Raw genomic sequence first — 20,408 nt, 5'->3', positions numbered from 1 at the left:
AGTTTGAAGGATCCCCAACTTAAATATCTAGAAACGATTTGCCGTAGACCGCTTCTCCCTCAGCATTTTGAAAATTTCCCTAAGTTCTGTATAGCGATGAATGGTTATGCATCTACGATAAGCCTCCTTGGTCAGCAAAGTACAAAAAAGTAAAGTCGGGTGGAGCCTTCACGATTGATAGATCGTTTCAGTCAATGAGACAAAAATGTACAAGCTGGCCATAACATTACAGCTGCTTCATAATATGTTAAAGTAAAGCAGAAGTAAAAAAAGCCCTTCCGACGGGACTGACCCCCGTTTTTGAGACAGGGATCAAAACACCTTTATACAGCCAATTGCCGATAGTTTATCGGTGATTGGTTGTTTAGTTTCGTTTGAATACGAATGTTGTTATAATAATAAATGTATTCTTTGACAGTGCGTTCTACGATGTTGGTCGTAGTTCGATCAATGCTGTTAAGATAGAACGTTTCAGACTTTAGTGAGGAATGAAACGATTCGATGGAGGCATTATCAGCGGGTGTCCCTTTACGGGACATGCTCATGGTAATGCCTTTTATATGAACAGCTTTCTGATACTCGTAAGATGTATACACAGAACCTTGGTCGCTATGTAACACGCAGTTCTCAGGCAGTGCTGGGAGCTGATCAAGTGTGTTTAAGATAAAGTCTGTGTCCTGCTTATCACCAATCGTAAAAGCAATCACTTCTCCATTATATAAATCCAATATACTGGAAAGGTACAATTGTTTCTGTCCATAAGGCAAATACGTGATGTCCGTTACTAGTTTTTCAAGAGGGCGATCAGACTGAAAGTTCCGATCGAGTATATTACCAGCCACGGCATAGGGTTGCCCATTCTTCTTACGCTTTTTCATTTTAACCCGGCATTGCCACTGGTTTTTCTGCATGATACGTTGAACAGTTTTATGGTTAATACGCATTCCCACTTTTAGTATGGCTGTAATTTTTCGGTATCCATATCGATACTTGTGCTCTCGGCACAACGTGCCGATTTGTTTCTCTAGTTGTCTTTTAGAATGATTCTGAGTCAGATTCTTTTTCCATCTATAGAACGAAGCGCGTGAGATGCCTAAATGGACACAGATGTCCTGTACTGTCATCTTTTTGCGCAATTCTTCTACCAGTTTGATTGACGTTTCCTTATCAACTTCCTTTCCAATTCGTTGTACTTTTTTAAAACTTCATTCTGTTGACTCAGATAGCGATTTTCTGCCCGCAGTCTCTCTAATTCGGAAGAGTACTCGGGACCCTTTCCATAGGTATATTGTTTTCCAACAGGCTGTTCGAACCGGTGTGTATCCCCAGCCTTATGCCACCTCACCCATGTTTGAACCTGCGTTTTATTTTTGATATTCAATTCTTGCATGATCTCTTTCATAGGTACGCCTGCCAATCTCATGTCTACAGCCTTCTGTTTGACTTCAACCGGATAACTCACTCTTGTCCCCATAGAAAAACACCTCCATGTTTTATATCGGATCACAACGATCCGTTTTCAAACTTGAAGGTGTTTTTTATTTGTCTCATCTTATGGGGTCAGTCCCGACACGGAGGGGCTTTTCATTGGTATTCATTGCTGTCAAATTCCCATAATTTTTGACCGTCTACTAAATATACAGCCTTAGGTGGATCATCATAAAGGGAAATTTCCACATAAGAATTTCCTTCTTGTATTACCCAATCACATACTCTTCCTTCATTATAAGTAGGGTGGGCAATGATGTCCTTGACAATAAAGGCAACTGCGTAATATTCTGTATAATTTATATCATCGTCTTCTAGCCCATTATCTGTTTCATAGAGTGCATCTGGTTTTCCGATAATCTGTAATCCGTTTTTCCATTCTAATCGCAATTCGTTGGCACCATATTTATTTAATATTTTGATTAAAGAGTTATATCCCAAGAGTATCAATCCTTTTTTATGGTATTGGTTTTGTTGGAACTATGTGAGCACCATCTTTTGAATAATGTATTGTTCCTCTATTGGTTTCTATATATTTTCCAGTTTCTAAGTCATATGCTTTACCTATTTTGTGATCAAACTTAACAACTTCTCTTCCTTTTGATGGGATGTGTCCTGTACCAGCATATTTATCAAGCAATTCTTGGGCTTTTTTATTGTCCCCGTAAAAGATGCTTTTTTTCTTTCCATTAGCTAACTCCTGTTTATAGTTAGGTGCATCAGGAATATGTTTCTCTTGAGCTCCTGGTTTTACTTTTGCCGGGAAACCATTTACTTCACGATACGGACCTTTTGGTACGGAGTGTTTGCCGAATGAAGGTGTTTTAACAATCTTCTTGGCTACTTTCTCTCCTTTCATTATTTTAAATACGTATTTTCCAAGTTTAGCGATTTTAGCTCCGGGTATCATGTACAAGCTTGATACTAGACGGTCCATGTCAGCGACTTTGTCACCTGTGACAGGGTCTCTCCCTGTGATGATTCGAATGGCATCATTTATTCCTGTAAATTCAACCGCTGTATTTAAGATGTTTGAGGTTTGTTCACCCGTTTTCACATCAGAAATCTTTGTGATGCTTTCAATCTTCACTTTGTTTTGATCCGATATTCGTAACCGATATAGCATTCCATCTCGAATAACTTCAACTGTTTTGGCATTCGCGAAGTCAATCTTTTCATTTGTATTATATACTTTTCCATTTACGAACACGGCGTTTTGATTGATTTTATTAGACGGTTTCTTCTTCACAAGAGTATTCACATTCGATTGCTCTTTATCATTCAGCTTGTTCAGCATGATCATCATTGGATTTTCTTTAGGGTTGTCTATTTTTTCATTCAATCCGCTGATGTTGCTGCTGATTTTTTCTTCTTGTCCATCTTTGAAGATAGAGCCTTTTTGATAACTAGTAATTTCAATTTTCGGACCAGTGAACATCTTGCTTAAAGTATCTATGTATTGCTTCATTGTGTGAAGGGAACTTTTTGTTTCATTTAGAGCACTTGTTTGTTCTCTGTCAAATGCATGAAGTAGTCCAATGGTTTTGGACGTCTCAAGCCATGCTTTTTGATAGCTTTGTTGGAAAGCAGATTCGTCTACATGAGGCAAATGTACAATATGGCTGACCCTGCTGAGGGCTTGATTCACATCGGATACAATATCAGAAATAGTCCGTTCGGATTTTTTTAACCCTTGGTCAAGCTCGTGTTCAATGAATGATTGAGAGATAAAACCATTCGGGTTGGATTCAAAAGCATGAAGTGCCTGTTTTGTCTTTTTTAGCGCACCGCTGTATTCTTCAATGACAATCTGAAAGAATTGCAAAAAGGGAATGTGACACTCCGTATAAAAATCTATTATCGCTTGTCCAGCTTCTCCCTTTAATGCGCTATCTAAGGAGATGATTTGGTTGATTTGTTTTTCTAGGGACTTCACATTATGTGATTGCTGCTTCAACTTGTTCAGCGTTTGGTCAATTCCATTCTTCAACTCAATGACATCAAGGGTTTTCATTCCGTTCTCCTTTACTTTCTGTTAGTACTCGAAGCAATTAAGCGTCCACATAAAGAAGGGAGCTGCATAAACGACAGCTCCCAAGATGAGGAGTTAATTCTTCTTTTTTCTGTAGTCTTTTACTAAGCTTGAAACAACTAAACCCATCACACTAAAAGCCACAAGATAAAATAAAACATTTGTTACAGGTGTATCAATTTTCCCTAAGATCATCACAAGGGCAATAATAGCGCCGGGTAAAGTAATTAATAACATTTTGGATGGCGTGCTTTGCTGTGACACTTAATGACCTCCTGATTGATCCATTAAATAGATATTTTAGTTGATTTTAACATATGGAGATTGTACGAACAACATAAGGGGGATAGCAATCTACTCTAAGAGCGGACAAATGAAACTTACTGATTTTATGGAAATCATTTCAATTAAACCTTTTGTGTAATAAAATGTATATGATTTATACAAAGGGGTGAGTTGGCGGTGAAGCAACTTTTAACGGCAATCCTAGTGGCTATCGTAGTGGGGATCATTGTATATGTTGCAGATAATCGTTTAAGCATGTTTCCGCTGATGCTGATTTTAGCGGTTGCGATCTATATCGTAAGCAGAATTAGCGAAGCATTGATTAAGAAATACTCAAAAGAAAATAGTTAATAGCACCGCCCTCCATTGGAAGGGCATTTTTAAATTAACCTGCCCTAATGAAAAAGGCATTGTAAAGCGGTAAAGGTTCAAAAGAGAGAAAGCTATATCGAGATCACGAGCCGACATATCGTTGCCTGTGATTCTTTTGTTTCAGAAGGGGGACCAATCGTTTACGAGGAAAGTTACTCTAGGAAAATATCCTATTCTACTTGTGGTTAAGCGGTTAGAAAACGGATATGAACGAAGTAGCCTATGCAATGATCAAGTTTACAAACGAGCAAACAATATAATGGGAGCTTGCTACAAGAGCAGGGCAGGGCAGGGACTCAATCAATTGAAAGAAGACGAGTTCTTAGGCTACGGTGTAAATACGGGAATGGGCTGTTTCATGTATGCAGAGGCAGCACTATATCTTCAAGCTTATGAGGATAAACGATATAAAGAGGATAATGATTTTTATCTTTACGAGGAGTTTGTTTTCATGACAAGGTGGCCATTTCCATGTTTACAAGAGGATTCGGTGACGGGATGTACCCAAGCTTTTTGGGACTAGATCAAAACGGAAAAACCGCTTGTCTTGTGACAGACTTTCTAATAATGGATTGATGAAAAACCCATAAAGCCATGGGTTTTTTAAAATTGTTCTCTGATTATAGTCTTAGGCAGTTTCTGATTGAACTTGCTATTTTAAGAGGCTCTCTTTAGTAAGGTCCTTTCTAATGCTTTTTTACTATTAATTCTCCTTAAAAAGATGATCAATTATTCTATAAAAATTTAAAAACACTCCGATAATGAAGAAGTAAGATAATGAAAAGGGAGTGTTATTTTTGAAAAAATGGATCGTCATGATGTTACTAGTAATTCTTTCATTCACGCAGTCAATTCAAATGGTACATGCAGCTAAGGATGAATGGAATCAATTAGCTGATTTGCCAACAGCAAGAGTGGGAGCTGTAGCTAATGCTGTGGATGGGAAAATTTATGTAATTGGTGGGTTTAATGCCGACAAAGAAACGTTAGAATATGATCCATCTGTAAACAAATGGACTAAAAAGACAGATATACCTACTGGAAGAGGAGGCGCAGCATCAGTAGTAGTAGGTTCAAAAATATATGTCCTTGCTGGAAAACATACGGGTTTTACTTATAATAAGTTCGAGGTGTATGATACAAAAAATGACGAATGGGAAACGTTACCTGATATTCCCTTTGTTAGCAAATCAAAAGGCTCATATAACGTTCAAGCGGGTGTTATTGGAAATAAAATTTATGTATTTGGTGGAAAAGAGTTTTTTAGCTATGATCTTTCTGAGCAAACATGGAAAGAAGAAGCTCCTCTAAATGTTAAAATAGAAGGAGCAATCGGTCTAGTATTAGATGAGAAGTTTTACATCTTTGGCAAAAACGATAAACGTGAAGTTTTTGAATTTGACGCTAAAAAAGAAGTTTGGACTGCAAAGAAAAAAGGGCTTGTCAGTGGTTATTTGAATGGTGTGACTTATAAAAATAACATGATATTTCCCGGTGGTTCAACAAGAAGTTTAATTGCATATGATACTGAACAAGAAGAATTAGTTAGAATAGATGTCCCTTACCACAATATGCGTATAGGAGCTTCATCAGTAGTTATTGATGATACATTATACCTTATAGGTGGTAGAGATTATAATGAGAATTATACAGAGATTGCAGATCAAAACTACAAATCCGTCATCTCTTTATCTTTAAAAGACCTGCAATTTCCAAACAACACAGAATCACCCGGTGACAAAGACCCAGAACCAACAACACCGCCTAAAGACGATGCAACAAATGAAGGCGGTGATGCCCTTCTCATCATCACAATGGTCAATGGCTTGCAAAAAGAGTATGACCTTTCAATGAAAGAAGTAAACGCATTCCTCTCTTGGTACAAAAAACGTGATGCCGGAGAAGGACCAGGTTTTTATGAAATTGACGAGCATGACAATAACAAAGGTCCTTTTGAAAGTAAAAAGGATTATGTAGTGTTCAAAAACATTCTCATGTTCGAAGTCAATAAATATAAGAAGTAAATGAAATCAATGCCATCTAGTCCAACTAGGTGGCTTTTGCGTTAGTTCGACAGCTTTCAGCAATTTTAAGGCAAATTTAAGCTCGGATTTCATTTCAAATGTAGTAAATCTTTGTTACAATAAGACAGCTTTGCTCAAAAGAGACGTTCCAAGGTTCGACATTTTTTTAGCATTTCTTAAAAATTTTATGGTTTGATATGAAACTCTTTGAATGAGTCATACGTCTCTATAAGTGTCAAAAGAAAAGAGGTTATCAATATGCTATTCAAAAAGCTTTCAGAAAATAAGTCTGTAAAATGGATAGGATATACAAGCTTTTACTTACTTATTTTGCTATTATTGTTCTTTATTTACGGATTCCACACAGCAAATACGGGATCATTCATTTACAACGATTTTTAATTGGAGATTAAATTATGAAACTATTACAAACGATTCATGAATACCAGAAAACAAAACCAACACAGCCAGCATTTGTTTCTCAACATGCATCGATCACATATGATGAACTTTGGCATTTATCAGACCAAATGGCTGGTGCGATCGATGCAGTCGCAGCTGGCAGTGAACCTGTCATTGTATACGGTCATATGGAGCCAGAGATGCTGATTTCTTTCTTAGGCAGTGTGAAATCAGGCAGACCATATATTCCGGTCGATATCTCAATACCTGTCGAGCGTATCGTCTCAATTATTGAAAGCTCAAAAGCCAGTCTATTGATTTGTGCAAATGAGCAGAATGTATTAGATGTAGAAGAGCACATTGAAGTGAAGAGTGCGGCATCGCTTTTAGCACTTGAAAAAGAAGCACCGCCATCCACGCAGTGGGTTCAACAAGATGATGTTTTTTACATTATTTATACGTCTGGCAGCACTGGAAAACCGAAAGGCGTTCAGGTAACTGCCAATAATTTAGAAAGCTTTACAGATTGGATGTGCCGTGACTTCCCAATTGGTGAGGGACGCACATTCTTAAATCAAGCACCATTTTCTTTTGACTTATCAGTGATGGATCTTTATCCAGCGCTTCAATCAGGCGGCACGCTTTACTGTTTAGTAAAAGATCTCGTCAATAAGCCAAAGGATATGTTTGCAGCGCTTGGTCAATCTGACGTTGAAGTGTGGACATCCACACCTTCTTTTGTGCAAATGTGCTTAATGGACCCTTCCTTTACAGGGGAGCTTTTACCAGAGCTGAAAGTTTTCTTGTTCTGCGGTGAGGCGCTTCCTGTAGCTGTAGCAAGTGCACTTCTTGAGCGTTTTCCAAAGGCACAGGTCTTTAATACGTATGGTCCAACTGAAGCAACTGTTGCGATCACATCGATTGAAGTCACACAGGAGATTCTTGATCAGCACGATTCTTTACCAGTCGGCTATGCCAAACCTGATACAGACATCGTCATTTTAGATGAAGAAGGCAAGACCCTTCCTGATGGTGAAAAAGGCGAAATTGTTATCGTGGGGCCAAGCGTCACGAGAGGCTACTTAGGTGAACAAGCCTTGACAGATAAAGTGTTCTTTGAATACGAAGGACGTCCTGCTTACCGTACAGGTGACGCAGGTGTGGCGCAGGATGGATTAATTATGTGCCATGGCCGTCTTGACTATCAAATTAAGCTTCATGGATACCGGATGGAGCTTGAAGAAATTGAATATCATGTGAGCGAGACAACTTATGTCAATGCTTGTGTGATTGTGCCATTCCAGCCAAACGGTCATGTCGAGTACTTGATAGCAGCGATTGTTCCAGCAGCTCATTCATTTGAAAAAGAGTATCAGCTGACAAGCGCGATTAAGAAAGAAATGGCGGATTCACTGCCAGCGTACATGATTCCAAGAAAGTTTGTCTATCTTGAGCAGCTGTACATGACGCCAAACGGGAAGGTTGACCGTAAGAGAATCGCGAAAGAGGTTCTTCTATGATTCCGTTTAGTTCATTCTTTTTCTTCATTCTAATTGGTATTCTTCTTTTGCCGACGATCATTCTTGGTCTTCGCGGCAAAAGAATGCAGGGCTACAACATGTTTGCAACGGTTGTGGCGCTGGCCCTTATTTTCTCAAAGGATGCCCATGGCGCGCTGCTGCTCTTCTTGTTCACGGTGTGGCAAATCTTCATCATCCGCCTGTACCTTGCATACCGGTTAAAGGCGAATCAGGCATCCGTTTTCTATGCAGCAGTGGTGGCATCTATTTTGCCGCTTGTGCTGTCTAAGATTTTACCGTTCTTTTTAACTCATCAGCCGCAACAGCCCGCGCCAATGAACTGGCTGAGCTTTTTGGGGATCTCGTACTTAACATTTAAAGGTGTTCAGTTAATTATCGAGACAAGAGACGGCTTGATTAAGAAGAAAATTCCGATTCACCGTTTGGTCTATTTCATTGTCTTTTTCCCGACGATTTCATCCGGTCCGATTGACCGTTACCGCCGATTTGAAAAGGATTTGGATACACCGCCTGAAAAGGAAGCTTACAGTGATCTTCTATATGCCGGTATTCATAAAATTTTTATAGGCTTCTTATATAAGTTCATTATTGGTTATCTGATTCACACATATATTCTGATGAATATTCATCACATTAGCAGCAGTCACTTTGTTCAGCAGTTAACATATATGTATGCTTACAGCATGTATTTGTTCTTTGACTTTGCTGGATATACAGCATTTGCTGTAGGTGTGAGTTATATTATGGGTATTAAATCACCAGAGAACTTTAATAAACCGTTTATCAGCCGAAACATTAAAGACTTCTGGAATCGCTGGCACATGTCCCTGTCCTTCTGGTTCAGAGACTACGTGTTTATGAGATTTGTGTTCTTTATGACTAAAAAGAAGTGGATCAAGAACCGAATGGCTGTATCAAATATTGGGTACTTTATCCTCTTTCTATTGATGGGTGCTTGGCATGGTCTTGCCCTTCAATATATTATTTACGGACTATATCATGCAGTTGTCATGTCCGGTTACAATTTATTTGAGAAATGGAATAAAAAGCACAAGTGGTGGCCGGATAATAAGGTCACAATGGTTGTGTCGATCATTATTACATTCCATGTGATTTGTTTCGGATTTTATATTTTTTCAGGAAAACCATTTCATCATTAATGATTAAGGGAGTAGAAAATTATGGAATTTAAAAATCAAGTATACGATATTATTGCAGAGGTTTGTCAGGATGACGTTGTGAAAGAAAATCCAGAGATTGCGATTTTTGAAGAAGGTCTTCTTGATTCATTTGGTACAGTAGAACTGCTTATGGCAATTGAAAGTCAACTCGGAATCACTGTTCCGATTACAGAATTCGATCGTGATGTGTGGGATACGCCGAATCATATTGCTGAGCAGCTGGCAGAGATGAAGTAATGAAAAAGCGTTTTTTTGGGCCGCTTATTTTAGCGGCTGTTCTATTCATTGGTGTTCTTCTTGTACCAAATGCATGGCTCTCACACCTGATCCCAAAAGACAAATTACAAAAGTCAGCCACAGAATTAGATCCAGGGATGTTCCAAGGGCTCTATTTACAAGATGAAATGCTAAAAGATCCAACTTATTTGCCGATCTATGGATCTTCTGAACTATCTCGTTTTGATCCATATCACCCTTCGAATTTCTTTCATGAGAATCCTCAAGGGTTTACACCTTATCTTATTGGAAAAGGTGGATCGCAATCATTAATTCATGCGATGAACTTCGCAGCGCATATGGATGAATTAAAAGGGAAGAAGCTTGTATTTATCGTGTCCCCGCAGTGGTTTGTGAAATGGGGATCTGATGAGAATCACTTTGCACCTAACTATTCAGCACTTCAAGCGCTTAATCTCGCCTTTAATAAAGAAATTGATCCAACTGTGAAAAAAGAGCTCATCAAAAGAATCATGAAGTTTAAAGCAGTCAAAAACGATATGGTGATTACAGAGCTTTTTAAAGCAGAGCTATCTGGGAACAAGTTCGCTTATGGCGCGATTTCTCCTATTGCGAAAATGTATTATGGTATGCTTCAAAAGAAAGACATGTACTATACGATTGGACCGGGGCATGAGCGCAAGCTTCAACCGTCTCCTTCAGTCAAAGGAAAAACATGGGCTGAGCTTGAAAAAGAAGCGAGCATTTTTGGTGCGAAAAGAGCAGGGAACAACCCGTTTTATATTAACCAAAAACTGTTTAACCGCAAACTGAAACCGATCATGAAAAAGATGAAGGATTCCCGTGAAGGTCATTCTTATGCCGAATCACCAGAATACAAAGATTTCCAAATCATGCTGGATATTTTAAAACAGGCAGGGGCGAAACCTTTGTTTGTGACGATTCCTGTCAACGGAAAGTGGTATGATTACACCGGTTTTCCGAAAGAAGGCCGTACAGGTTATTATGAAAAAATCAATCGTCAAATTCGAGATAATGGGTATGAAGTCGCAGATTTGACTAAGCATGAGTACGATCCATATTTCTTTAAAGATACGATTCATGTGTCTTATAAAGGTTGGGTGTACATCGATAAGGCAATTGAAAAGTTTTACAAAGAGCAGTAGAATGCAGCAGCTTTCTGCTGCTTTTTGTTTGTCGAATCGGCGGATATCTTGTATAACTAAGGGAAAAGGGCTATGCTGTAGATGGAGGCGATATGATGAATCGTTCTGAGAAAAAAGAACTATTAAAGCGTTCGAAGAAGCATTTTAATGATCATGCCTTTTGGGAAAAGTTAAAAAAGACGGCACAAAAAGCTGGTGTCTCTCTTGTCTATGCTGTGCTATTACTTTACTATACATTGCAAAAACCCGAAGTGCCGGTTAAAGCAAAGACCTTGATTATTGGAGCACTGGGCTATTTTATCCTTCCACTTGATCTCATTCCGGATACATTGGTTGGTGTCGGCTATACAGATGATTTAGGGGCCATTACATTTGCTTTGCTTCAAGTAGCAATGTACATTGATGATGATGTGAAAGGGAAAGCAAAAGACAGGCTGTCAAAATGGTTCGGCGAAAAAACCGATACGTCTTTGATTGATCAAAAGCTTGAGGATGGCGGTATGCCGTCTGCATAAAGAAAAGCCTCCGTTATTGGAGGCTTCAGCTTGTAGACAAAGTCTACAAGCTTTTTTGTATAATAAGGGTATTAACATTTCTGTGGGGGATGAACATGTTATCGAAACGTGAAGAAGAAAGAAGAAATCAATTAGAAGTAGTGGCATTAGATGAATTAGTGCCTGAAGATCATCTTGTACGGAAAATAGATCAAGCAATCGATTTTGACTTCGTTTATGATCTTGTCAAAGATCATTATAGTTCCGACAATGGCAGACCAAGTGTGGACCCCGTTGTTCTCATTAAAATGGTTTTGATCCAATATCTATTTGGCATTCGCTCCATGCGTCAAACGATTAAAGAAATTGAAACCAATGTGGCTTATCGTTGGTTTATTGGGTATGGATTTTCGGAGAAAATTCCGCACTTTTCTACCTTCGGTAAAAACTACGTGAGACGTTTTCACGATACAGATTTATTCGAACAAATTTTTTATCGAATCTTAAGAGAAGCGATGAAAAAAGGCCTCGTTGACCCTTCTGTCGCCTTCATTGATTCAACACATGTCAAAGCGAATGCCAATAAGAAAAAACTTGAAAAGAAAATCGTTCGAGTTGAGACGAGAAGTTATCAAAATCAGCTTCATGAGGAAATTAATATTGATCGTGAAGAACATGGAAAAAAGCCTTTACCCCTTCAGAATAAAGAAGAAATAAAAGAAATCAAGGTCAGTACAACTGACCCAGAGAGTGGCTACTATGTAAAGGATGAACGTGAAAAGTCATTTGCTTATTCATTTCATACAGCTTGTGATTCAAAAGGATTTATTCTAGGATCACTGGTCACAGGTGGCAATGTTCATGATAGTCGTATGTTAGATTCACTCGTATCAAAGGTGACAGAGAAAATCGGAAAACCAAATGTAGTCGCAGTAGATGCTGGATATAAAACACCTTACATCGCTAAGTTTTTAATGGATCAAGAGATAAGACCAGTCATGCCTTACACTCGTCCAAAAACAAAAGCTGGTTATTTGAAAAAGAATGAATACGTGTATGATGCATATTTTGATTGTTACATTTGCCCCAACGGGCAAATTCTCTCCTATCGTACAACGACTAGAGAAGGCTATAAGCAATATGCGTCCGACTCAGAAGTATGTAAGTCCTGCTCGTTTTTAGATAACTGTACACAAAGTCAAAATCATACCAAACAAATTCATCGGCATATTTGGCAGGATTACCTAGATGAAGCAGACAACCTAAGACTCACTGAAATAAATAAGAGCATCTATGCAAAACGGAAAGAAACAATTGAACGCGTTTTTGCGGATGCCAAAGAAAAGCATGGTATGCGTTGGACGAAACTTCGAGGACTAAAAAAAGTTTCAATGCAAGCGATGCTTACTTTCGCTGCCATGAACCTTAAAAAGCTAGCAAACTGGACATGGAAAGGACCATGTCCAGCGTAAAACACATGATATTTTTATCAAAAAATGTGAAAACCCCACTTTTAATTGAAGTAAAAGTGGGGTTTGTCTACGGTCTGAAGCCTCCGTTATTGGAGGCTTTTTTCTTTACCCTAAAAATTTCACGCAAACTGGATGAGGGACGGTAATGTCTGATTGTAAGACAGTGAGTCGTCCTGTTTCTTTGTCGCGTTTGTATAACACGAGATTGCTAGATTCTTGGTTTGAACCGACGAGGAATTCTTCTGTTGGATCAAGCACAAAATCTCTAGGCCAGTTTCCTTCAGAAGAAGCAATCTCGACAAGGCTTAATTGGCCGTCAGCGTCTGCTTTAAAAATCGCAATGCTGTCATGACCGCGATTTCCTGCATAAACAAATTGTCCGTCTGAAGAGACATGAATGGCACTGCCTTGATTGTTCTCCGTAAAATCGCTTGGAATGGTCGCGATTGTTTGGATCTCTTCAAAATGACCGTCTTCAAAGTAACGAAGCACAATGACCTCTGAGCTTAGCTCTGTCATGACATATGCCACAGGTTTCGTTGGGTGGAATGTGATATGACGAGGTCCGCTGCCTGGCTTTGTTTCAAATGTATGAGCAAGCTCCAGTTTGCCGTCTTCTTTCTTATACGTATAAATTCCATCTGTTCCAAGGTCAACAGCCACTGCAAATTGTTCATCTGGCGTGAGACCCATAAAGTGAGTGTGCGGCTTTTCCTGACGATCTTCGTTAGGGCCAGTTCCTTCATGCTGCGCCTGTGAGAGCGTGCGGACCACTGAGCCATTTTCAGCATCGATTTCATACATCTCTGCTGTCCCTTTATGATAGTTCGCTGTATACGCCGTTTTCGTTTGACTGTCCACGCTGACGTGGCAAGGAGAAGCTCCATCGGCAAGCTCTTGGTTGATGAAGTGAAGTCTGCCTGTTGTTGAATCAATTTGATACGCAGCAAGGCCGCCCTGTGATCCTTTTTTCACAACAGCATAAACAAACTTTTGATCCTCTGACACGGTTAAATATGTAGGATTTTCAAGTTCAGCAGCGACTTCTACTTGCTCAATCTGCTGCTTGTCCGTATTTAATGTAAACGTATAAACACCTTTACTGTCTCCCTTTGTATACGTACCGATATAACCTCTGATGTTAGCCATGTATTGCCCTCCTTCTGTTAGATGCTCTCATTCTATCATCATAAATTCATAGGAAAACGCTTTAGAAAGGCATCCCAAAAGAAAAACAAAGTCAAGGAAATCTCACAATATTCATCAAAAATGTTGTGAAAAAATATCACAAAAGTTTTCTCAAAAGAAAACCGTTCATGTAAAGTAAATAAATTGAAGAAAAAATACAAAAAATTTTAAGTTTTTTCATTCCTTGTCTAGCAAAGGTGTAAGCGTATACATTTAATTTTGATTAGTCTAAATTGTCTAATAATTTTTAAAATGCTGTTGACACTGTATGGAAAGCGGCGTAAGATGGGTTCAACAAAACCTAAACAAACACGCAGTGCAAGCGAGAGACACTTCAATATAAAGTGTCTGAAAATTCAACTACTTTTTGTTTGAAAGAGAGGGTGCTCACTGAAAATGGAAGACCAAAAGGAACAGTGGATCTTTTTAAACGATGAACTCGTGAAAAAAGAGGATGCGAAAATTTCAGTTTACGATCATGGTTTCTTATATGGCGACGGTGTGTTCGAAGGGATTCGCGTGTATAACGGAAATATCTTTCGAATGAAAGAACATTTAGACCGCCTGTATGATTCCGCCAGATCCATTATGCTGAACATTCCATATTCACTTGAGGAACTCACGGAAAAAATGATTCATACAGTTGAAAGGAACGGCTTAAAGGATGCCTATATCCGCCTTGTCGTCTCAAGAGGAGCAGGTGATCTTGGATTAGATCCTAACAACTGCGGGAGAGCCAATACAGTGATCATTGTAGAGCCGCTGGCCATTTTTCCAAAGCACCTATATGAAACGGGTATTGACATTGTGACGGTTCCAACAAGACGAAATCGTCCAGATGTCCTTAGCCCGAAAGTAAAATCATTAAACTATTTGAATAACATTCTTGTCCGAATCGAAGCTCATATGGCCGGTGTGAGTGAAGCGCTGATGCTGAACGATCAAGGGTACGTGGCGGAAGGTTCTGCAGACAACGTGTTTATTTATAAAAAAGGCAAGCTTTATACACCGCCAGGTTATATCGGCGCACTTGAAGGCATCACAAGAAATGCCATCATGGAGATTGCAGAAGACTTAGGCTACGAAGTGAAAGAAGAACCATTCACAAGACATGATGTGTATACAGCTGAAGAAGTATTTCTAACAGGAACCGCAGCCGAAGTCATCGCCGTTGTAAAAGTTGACGGCCGTACAATCGGTGAAGGAAAACCTGGGTTCCACACAAACAAACTTCTTGAACAATTCCGCAAGCGAGTAGTTGAAGAGGGAGAAAAAGTCGTTTTTGCAGATGAAAACATTCATGCAAGTTAAATAGATATCGATAAACGTTGAAGAGGACTAGTAGCTTTAGAGTCAGTATCGACAGAGAGCCGGTGCTAGCTGGAAACCGGTGTTACTTTCTAAAGTGAACTCACCTCTGAGTGTCTGCTTGAAATGATAGTAGGGCAGGCCGAGTGACATTGCTCACTCGTTACCAAAATGGACGAAAGATGTCCATGAGACGGCAGCAGGGTTTGCCGTGAACAAGGGTGGTACCGCGAAAAACAAAGCTTTTTCGCCCCTTTGACCTAGTGAAAAGTAGTGTCATTGTGGGGTGAGAAGGCTTTTTTATATGGTCTCATATCTCTATCTTGAATGGAAAAGGGTGAAAGGACTTGACTGAAGCAAGACAAAGAGGAGGAAATCAAATGGGGACAAATGTACAAATGGAGACGGAAAAATCAAAAGCACCACAAACGATGAACGGTGCACTCATGTTAATTGAAGCACTTAAAAGAGAAAAAGTAGAAGTCATTTTTGGCTATCCGGGCGGAGCAGTTTTGCCAATCTACGATAAAATTTACGATTCTGGTTTATTTCATGTCCTGCCAAGACATGAGCAGGGAGCGATTCACGCAGCAGAAGGATACGCAAGAGTATCTGGTAAACCGGGTGTTGTCATTGCCACATCAGGGCCGGGAGCGACAAATCTTGTGACAGGAATTGCAGATGCGATGATTGATTCACTTCCCCTTGTTGTATTCACAGGGCAGGTGGCAACGTCAGTCATTGGATCGGATGCGTTCCAAGAAGCAGATGTACTCGGCATCACAATGCCAATTACAAAGCACAGCTACCAAGTAAGAAATCCAGAGGAATTACCGGGTGTCATTAAAGAGGCATTCCATATCGCAACAACAGGCAGACCTGGTCCAGTCTTGATTGATATCCCAAAAGATGTCGCAGGCATTGAAGGAACCTTTGAATATGATCAGGCAATTGATTTACCTGGTTATCAGCCAAAAGTAGAGCCGAACTATTTGCAAATTCGCAAATTAGTAGAAGCTGTCAGCAGAGCGAAAAAACCAGTCATTCTAGCAGGAGCCGGCGTTCTTCATGGCAAAGCATCTGAAGAATTAAGACAGTATGTAGAGCAGCAGCAAATCCCAGTCGCTCATACATTGCTTGGACTTGGCGGATTCCCGGCAAAGCATCCTCTTTTCCTAGGGATGGCTGGTATGCATGGCACATATGCAGCGAACATGGCTCTTCATCAATGTGATCTGCTCATTTCAATCGGAGCAAGATTTGATGACAGGGTAACAGGTAACCTCAATCATTTTGCGAAACATGCGAAGGTCGCTCATATTGACATCGACCCAGCGGAAATCGGCAAGAACATTCATACCCATATCCCGGTTGTTGGAGACAGTAAGCTCGTTCTTGAAGAACTGATCAAGCAAGACGGGAAGCAAGGGGAATCAGGCGAATGGAAAAATCAATTAGATCAGTGGAAGGAAGAATATCCACTCTGGTACGTTGAAAACGAGGCAGAAGGCTTTAAGCCTCAAAAGCTGATTGAATACATTCATCAATTCACAAAAGGTGAAGCCATTGTCGCAACTGATGTCGGACAGCATCAAATGTGGGCAGCACAGTTCTATCCATTTGAAAATGCAGATAAGTGGGTCACATCTGGAGGTCTTGGCACAATGGGCTTCGGATTACCAGCAGCCATAGGCGCTCAGCTGGCTGATCAAGAGGCAACTGTTGTGGCGATTTTAGGAGACGGAGGTTTCCAAATGACCCTGCAAGAACTTGCCGTTATCCGTGAGCTGAACCTTCCAGTCAAAGTGATTGTACTCAATAATCACAGCCTTGGAATGGTAAGACAATGGCAAGAAATTTTCTACGAAGAACGCTACTCACATTCTAAATTTTCAGAGCAGCCAGACTTCGTCAAATTATCTGAAGCTTATGGCATTAAAGGAATCAGAATCTCATCAGACGAAGAGGCGAAAGAAAAGCTTGAAGAAGCCTTAACCTCTAGAGAGCCTGTTTTCATCGATGTCAATGTAGCGCGAGATGAAAAAGTATTCCCGATGGTAGCACCGGGGAAAGGACTTCATGAGATGGTGGGGGTGAAACCTTGAAAAGAATTATTGTGTTGACTGTATTAAATCGATCAGGCGTATTGAACAGAATCACAGGCCTCTTTACTAAAAGACACTACAACATTGAAAGCATTACGGTCGGCCATTCTGAGATTCAAGATGTATCACGCATCACGTTCGTCGTCCATGTAGAACAGGAGAAAGACATCGAACAGCTGACAAAACAGCTGAACAAACAAATCGATGTGCTGAAAGTAACAGACATTACAAACCAATCAATCGTTCAGCGAGAGCTGGCTTTGATAAAAGTCGTATCTGCACCAGCATCTAGAATGGAGATCACAGGGGTCATTGAACCTTTTAGAGCTTCTATTGTAGATGTGAGCAGAGAGAGTGTCGTCATTCAGGTGACAGGTGAGTCTTCAAAAATTGAAGCACTCATTGAATTACTTAAGCCATACGGCATTAAAGAAGTCGCCAGAACTGGCACTACGGCCTTTGCGAGAGATAATCAGCAAAAGCCGCAAACAAATAAAACAATTTCAATTGTCTAAACAAAAGGAGAGAGTCAAATGGTAAAAGTATATTATAACGGTGATATTCAAGAAAACGTATTAAATGGTCAAAAGGTAGCAATCATTGGTTACGGTTCACAAGGTCATGCACATGCATTGAACTTAAAAGAAAGCGGCGTCGATGTGATCGTCGGCGTAAGAAAAGGCGGATCTTATACAAAAGCACAAGAAGACGGCCATCAAGTATTCACAGTAAAAGAAGCAGCGGCACAAGCAGACGTCGTGATGGTACTACTTCCAGATGAGCAGCAAAAGAAAGTATATGATGAAGAAATCAAAGATCAATTAGAAGCTGGCAACTCACTTGTATTCGCACACGGATTCAACGTTCACTTCCATCAAATTGTTCCTCCAAGTGACGTAGACGTGTATCTTGTAGCTCCAAAAGGACCAGGACATCTTGTGAGAAGAACATATGAGCAAGGCGCTGGTGTACCTGCCCTATTTGCTATCTATCAAGATGTATCTGGCCAAGCGAAAGACAAAGCACTTGCTTATGCGAAAGCGATCGGCGGAGCAAGAGCGGGCGTTCTTGAAACAACATTTAAAGAAGAAACAGAAACGGATCTATTCGGTGAGCAGGCAGTTCTTTGTGGAGGTCTTACTTCACTAGTAAAAGCAGGATTCGAAACGTTAACAGAAGCTGGTTATCAGCCAGAGCTTGCATACTTCGAGTGTCTGCATGAACTAAAATTGATCGTTGACCTTATGTATGAAGAAGGATTAGAAGGCATGAGATATTCAATCTCTGATACAGCACAATGGGGTGATTTCGTATCAGGACCACGCGTTGTGGATGCAAAAGTAAAAGAGTCAATGAAAGCTGTTTTGACTGATATCCAAAACGGAACATTTGCAAAAGAATGGATTGTTGAAAACCAAGTGAATCGTCCACGTTTCAATGCGATCAATGCAAATGAAAATGAGCACCAAATTGAAATCGTTGGTAGAAAGCTTCGTGAAATGATGCCTTTCGTTAAACAAGGAAAGAAAAAGGAAGCGGTGAGCGTCGGTGCGGAAAATTAATTTTTTTGACACAACACTTCGGGATGGAGAGCAATCACCAGGAGTGAACTTAAATGCACAAGAAAAGCTAATCATTGCAAAGCAGCTTGAGCGCCTTGGGGTTAATATCATTGAAGCGGGATTTCCCGCTTCATCCCGAGGGGATTTCTTAGGCGTACAAGAAATTGCAAGAACGATTAAAAACTGTTCTGTTGCTGGTCTTGCACGATGTGTGAAAGGTGACATTGATGCTGCATGGGAAGCATTAAAAGATGGAGTGGAGCCAAGGCTTCATGTCTTTATTGCCACTTCTGATATTCACTTGAAGCATAAACTCAAGAAAACACGTGAAGAAGTCGTAGAACAGGCTGTCGCAATGGTGAAATATGCGAAAGAACGTTTTCCAGTTGTCCAATGGTCAGCAGAAGATGCGTGCCGTACAGATCTTGATTTTTTAGCAGAAATTGTAGAAAAGGTCATTGACGCTGGGGCGAGTGTCATTAACTTGCCAGATACAGTTGGATACCTAGCGCCAAAAGAGTACGGAAACATCTTTAAATATATGAAGGAACACGTTCCGAATATCGACCGCGTCAACTTGTCCGCTCACTGTCACGATGATTTAGGAATGGCTGTAGCAAACTCACTTGCTGCCATTGAAAATGGAGCAGATCAAATTGAAACGGCTGTTAACGGAATTGGCGAGCGCGCTGGAAATGCCGCGTTAGAAGAAATTGCAGTAGCTCTTCATATTCGAAAAGACTTTTACCAGGTCGAATCAACGATTCAATTGAATGAAATTAAGCGTACAAGTGATGTAGTGAGCAAATACTCAGGAATGATTGTGCCGCGTAATAAAGCAGTCGTTGGAAACAACGCATTTGCACATGAATCAGGTATTCACCAAGATGGTTTCCTCAAAGAAAAAACAACCTATGAAATTATTTCTCCAGAGCTTGTCGGCGTGACAACAGATGTGCTTGTCCTTGGAAAACACTCCGGAAGACACGCGTTTAAAGACCGCATGAAAACACTAGGCTTTAAACTAACGGAAGACGAAATCAATAAATTCTTTGAGACTTTCAAGAACTTGACAGAGAAGAAGAAAGAAATTACAGATGATGACTTGATCTCTATTATATTAGAAGAAAAAGTAGCAGACCGAAAAATCGGCTACGAATTTGAAAGTCTGCAAGTGCACTATGGAACAGAACAAATGCCGACAGCAACAGTTTCTCTGAAAAATCAAGAAACACAGGAAGTCATTCAAGAAGCAGCTACAGGTGCAGGCAGTGTAGAGGCTGTGTACAACACGCTTGAGCGCTGTATGGAAGAAAGAATTCATTTGCTGGACTACCGCATTCAATCAAATGGAAAAGGCAGAGATGCACTAGCAGAAGTATATGTCACTGTTTCAATAGAAGGAAAAGAAACAGCAGGACGCGGTGTAGCGCAAGATGTACTTGAAGCATCGGCAAAAGCTTACGTCAATGCAGTGAACAGACATTTAATCTTCAAATCAAATCTGATTGAAATTGAGAAACATCACGCGATCTCATAGGAAAGGAGGAA

At 40.1% G+C, this 20,408-nt stretch carries 20 protein-coding genes, 1 pseudogene and 1 other annotated feature; of the genes and pseudogenes, 16 read left to right on the top strand and 5 right to left on the bottom strand.

What is annotated here, in order from left to right; genetic code table 11:
- Nucleotides 1–323 precede the first annotated feature (323 nt).
- The 4 genes from M1D81_RS13230 to M1D81_RS13215 form a co-directional block, all read right to left on the bottom strand.
- Nucleotides 324–1,474 (bottom strand): IS3 family transposase gene (locus M1D81_RS13230; protein WP_456265364.1). Its coding sequence is split into 2 segments (ribosomal slippage): nucleotides 324–1,201 and nucleotides 1,201–1,474, totalling 1,152 coding nucleotides; the frame shifts between segments, so codons are not numbered across the junction.
- 110 nt (nucleotides 1,475–1,584) lie between these two features.
- On the bottom strand, nucleotides 1,585–1,929 hold the full coding sequence (locus tag M1D81_RS13225) for a hypothetical protein (protein WP_456266661.1): 345 nt from the start codon (nucleotides 1,927–1,929) through the stop codon (nucleotides 1,585–1,587).
- Between the two features lie 16 nt (nucleotides 1,930–1,945).
- Nucleotides 1,946–3,502, bottom strand: a complete 1,557-nt coding sequence (locus M1D81_RS13220; protein ID WP_456266662.1) for a T7SS effector LXG polymorphic toxin — start codon at nucleotides 3,500–3,502, stop codon at nucleotides 1,946–1,948.
- A 93-nt stretch (nucleotides 3,503–3,595) separates the two neighbouring features.
- Nucleotides 3,596–3,784 carry a hypothetical protein gene (locus M1D81_RS13215; RefSeq protein WP_019744112.1) on the bottom strand — a complete coding sequence of 63 codons (189 nt, stop codon included), beginning with the start codon at nucleotides 3,782–3,784 and terminating at the stop codon, nucleotides 3,596–3,598.
- 198 nt (nucleotides 3,785–3,982) lie between these two features.
- On the opposite strand from M1D81_RS13215, the gene M1D81_RS13210 reads away from it, so the two are divergent.
- The 11 genes and pseudogenes from M1D81_RS13210 to M1D81_RS13160 all read left to right on the top strand — a co-directional run bounded on the left by M1D81_RS13210 (nucleotide 3,983) and on the right by M1D81_RS13160 (nucleotide 12,694).
- On the top strand, nucleotides 3,983–4,156 hold the full coding sequence (locus tag M1D81_RS13210; protein ID WP_456266663.1) for a hypothetical protein: 174 nt from the start codon (nucleotides 3,983–3,985) through the stop codon (nucleotides 4,154–4,156).
- A 127-nt stretch (nucleotides 4,157–4,283) separates the two neighbouring features.
- A pseudogene (locus M1D81_RS13205) lies at nucleotides 4,284–4,610 on the top strand (DUF4241 domain-containing protein); the annotation flags it as partial.
- Nucleotides 4,611–4,636: 26 nt separating this feature from the next.
- The gene (locus M1D81_RS13200; protein WP_255290964.1) at nucleotides 4,637–4,753 is read left to right on the top strand and encodes a DUF4241 domain-containing protein; all 117 of its coding nucleotides are present in this window, start codon (nucleotides 4,637–4,639) and stop codon (nucleotides 4,751–4,753) included.
- 221 nt (nucleotides 4,754–4,974) lie between these two features.
- Entirely contained in the window at nucleotides 4,975–6,201 is a 1,227-nt protein-coding gene (locus tag M1D81_RS13195; protein ID WP_456270881.1) for a Kelch repeat-containing protein, read from the top strand.
- A 252-nt stretch (nucleotides 6,202–6,453) separates the two neighbouring features.
- Entirely contained in the window at nucleotides 6,454–6,603 is a 150-nt protein-coding gene (locus M1D81_RS13190) for a teichoic acid D-Ala incorporation-associated protein DltX (protein WP_024427820.1), read from the top strand.
- A gap of 14 nt (nucleotides 6,604–6,617) precedes the next feature.
- Nucleotides 6,618–8,123 carry a D-alanine--poly(phosphoribitol) ligase subunit DltA gene (dltA, locus tag M1D81_RS13185; protein WP_456266665.1) on the top strand — a complete coding sequence of 502 codons (1,506 nt, stop codon included), beginning with the start codon at nucleotides 6,618–6,620 and terminating at the stop codon, nucleotides 8,121–8,123.
- On the top strand, nucleotides 8,120–9,304 hold the full coding sequence (gene dltB, locus M1D81_RS13180; protein WP_456266666.1) for a D-alanyl-lipoteichoic acid biosynthesis protein DltB: 1,185 nt from the start codon (nucleotides 8,120–8,122) through the stop codon (nucleotides 9,302–9,304). Before dltA ends, dltB begins: the two co-directional genes overlap by 4 nt.
- Before the next feature lie 21 nt (nucleotides 9,305–9,325).
- Nucleotides 9,326–9,562: a D-alanine--poly(phosphoribitol) ligase subunit 2 gene (gene dltC, locus M1D81_RS13175; RefSeq protein ID WP_087977646.1), complete on the top strand. Its 237-nt coding sequence runs from the start codon at nucleotides 9,326–9,328 to the stop codon at nucleotides 9,560–9,562.
- Complete coding sequence (dltD, locus tag M1D81_RS13170) at nucleotides 9,562–10,728, top strand: D-alanyl-lipoteichoic acid biosynthesis protein DltD (RefSeq protein WP_456266667.1); 1,167 nt, start codon at nucleotides 9,562–9,564, stop codon at nucleotides 10,726–10,728. Before dltC ends, dltD begins: the two co-directional genes overlap by 1 nt.
- 95 nt (nucleotides 10,729–10,823) lie before the next feature.
- Complete coding sequence (locus M1D81_RS13165) at nucleotides 10,824–11,243, top strand: YkvA family protein (RefSeq protein ID WP_270127572.1); 420 nt, start codon at nucleotides 10,824–10,826, stop codon at nucleotides 11,241–11,243.
- A 95-nt stretch (nucleotides 11,244–11,338) separates the two neighbouring features.
- A complete protein-coding gene (locus M1D81_RS13160) occupies nucleotides 11,339–12,694 on the top strand; it encodes an IS1182-like element ISBpu1 family transposase (RefSeq protein ID WP_456265168.1) in 1,356 nt (451 codons plus the stop codon).
- 105 nt (nucleotides 12,695–12,799) lie between these two features.
- On the opposite strand, the gene M1D81_RS13155 is transcribed toward M1D81_RS13160, so the two are convergent.
- Nucleotides 12,800–13,843, bottom strand: a complete 1,044-nt coding sequence (locus tag M1D81_RS13155; protein WP_456266668.1) for a lactonase family protein — start codon at nucleotides 13,841–13,843, stop codon at nucleotides 12,800–12,802.
- A 435-nt stretch (nucleotides 13,844–14,278) separates the two neighbouring features.
- Between M1D81_RS13155 and ilvE the strand changes: the two genes are divergently transcribed.
- The 5 genes from ilvE to M1D81_RS13130 all read left to right on the top strand — a co-directional run bounded on the left by ilvE (nucleotide 14,279) and on the right by M1D81_RS13130 (nucleotide 20,397).
- Nucleotides 14,279–15,193 (top strand): branched-chain-amino-acid transaminase, encoded by a 915-nt coding sequence (gene ilvE / locus M1D81_RS13150; RefSeq protein ID WP_024427825.1) that lies wholly within the window; start codon nucleotides 14,279–14,281, stop codon nucleotides 15,191–15,193.
- Nucleotides 15,194–15,201: 8 nt separating this feature from the next.
- Nucleotides 15,202–15,448 (top strand) — a binding site (T-box leader).
- 122 nt (nucleotides 15,449–15,570) lie between these two features.
- On the top strand, nucleotides 15,571–17,295 hold the full coding sequence (gene ilvB / locus M1D81_RS13145) for an acetolactate synthase large subunit (RefSeq protein WP_456266669.1): 1,725 nt from the start codon (nucleotides 15,571–15,573) through the stop codon (nucleotides 17,293–17,295).
- Complete coding sequence (ilvN, locus tag M1D81_RS13140; RefSeq protein WP_456266670.1) at nucleotides 17,292–17,810, top strand: acetolactate synthase small subunit; 519 nt, start codon at nucleotides 17,292–17,294, stop codon at nucleotides 17,808–17,810. Before ilvB ends, ilvN begins: the two co-directional genes overlap by 4 nt.
- An 18-nt stretch (nucleotides 17,811–17,828) precedes the next feature.
- Nucleotides 17,829–18,857, top strand: coding sequence for a ketol-acid reductoisomerase (gene ilvC / locus M1D81_RS13135; protein WP_024423187.1), 1,029 nt, complete (start codon nucleotides 17,829–17,831; stop codon nucleotides 18,855–18,857).
- Entirely contained in the window at nucleotides 18,844–20,397 is a 1,554-nt protein-coding gene (locus M1D81_RS13130; protein ID WP_456266671.1) for a 2-isopropylmalate synthase, read from the top strand. The genes ilvC and M1D81_RS13130 overlap by 14 nt, the downstream gene beginning before the upstream one ends.
- The last annotated feature ends 11 nt before the right edge of the window (nucleotides 20,398–20,408 follow it).

This window comes from Bacillus sp. JZ105 (assembly GCF_053903125.1).
The sequence above is the reverse complement of the archived record's forward strand: the minus strand, read 5'-3'. Positions and strand labels throughout refer to the sequence as shown.

Bases quoted from the DNA above. Each gene is read 5' to 3' on its own strand.
- M1D81_RS13220 (WP_456266662.1), bottom strand. From the start codon at position 3,502: ATGAAAACCCTTGATGTCATTGAGTTGAAGAATGGAATTGACCAAACG.
- dltA (WP_456266665.1), top strand. From the start codon at position 6,618: ATGAAACTATTACAAACGATTCATGAATACCAGAAAACAAAACCAACA.
- dltB (WP_456266666.1), top strand. From the start codon at position 8,120: ATGATTCCGTTTAGTTCATTCTTTTTCTTCATTCTAATTGGTATTCTT.
- dltC (WP_087977646.1), top strand. From the start codon at position 9,326: ATGGAATTTAAAAATCAAGTATACGATATTATTGCAGAGGTTTGTCAG.
- dltD (WP_456266667.1), top strand. From the start codon at position 9,562: ATGAAAAAGCGTTTTTTTGGGCCGCTTATTTTAGCGGCTGTTCTATTC.
- M1D81_RS13165 (WP_270127572.1), top strand. From the start codon at position 10,824: ATGAATCGTTCTGAGAAAAAAGAACTATTAAAGCGTTCGAAGAAGCAT.
- M1D81_RS13160 (WP_456265168.1), top strand. From the start codon at position 11,339: ATGTTATCGAAACGTGAAGAAGAAAGAAGAAATCAATTAGAAGTAGTG.
- M1D81_RS13155 (WP_456266668.1), bottom strand. From the start codon at position 13,843: ATGGCTAACATCAGAGGTTATATCGGTACGTATACAAAGGGAGACAGT.
- ilvE (WP_024427825.1), top strand. From the start codon at position 14,279: ATGGAAGACCAAAAGGAACAGTGGATCTTTTTAAACGATGAACTCGTG.
- ilvB (WP_456266669.1), top strand. From the start codon at position 15,571: ATGGGGACAAATGTACAAATGGAGACGGAAAAATCAAAAGCACCACAA.
- ilvC (WP_024423187.1), top strand. From the start codon at position 17,829: ATGGTAAAAGTATATTATAACGGTGATATTCAAGAAAACGTATTAAAT.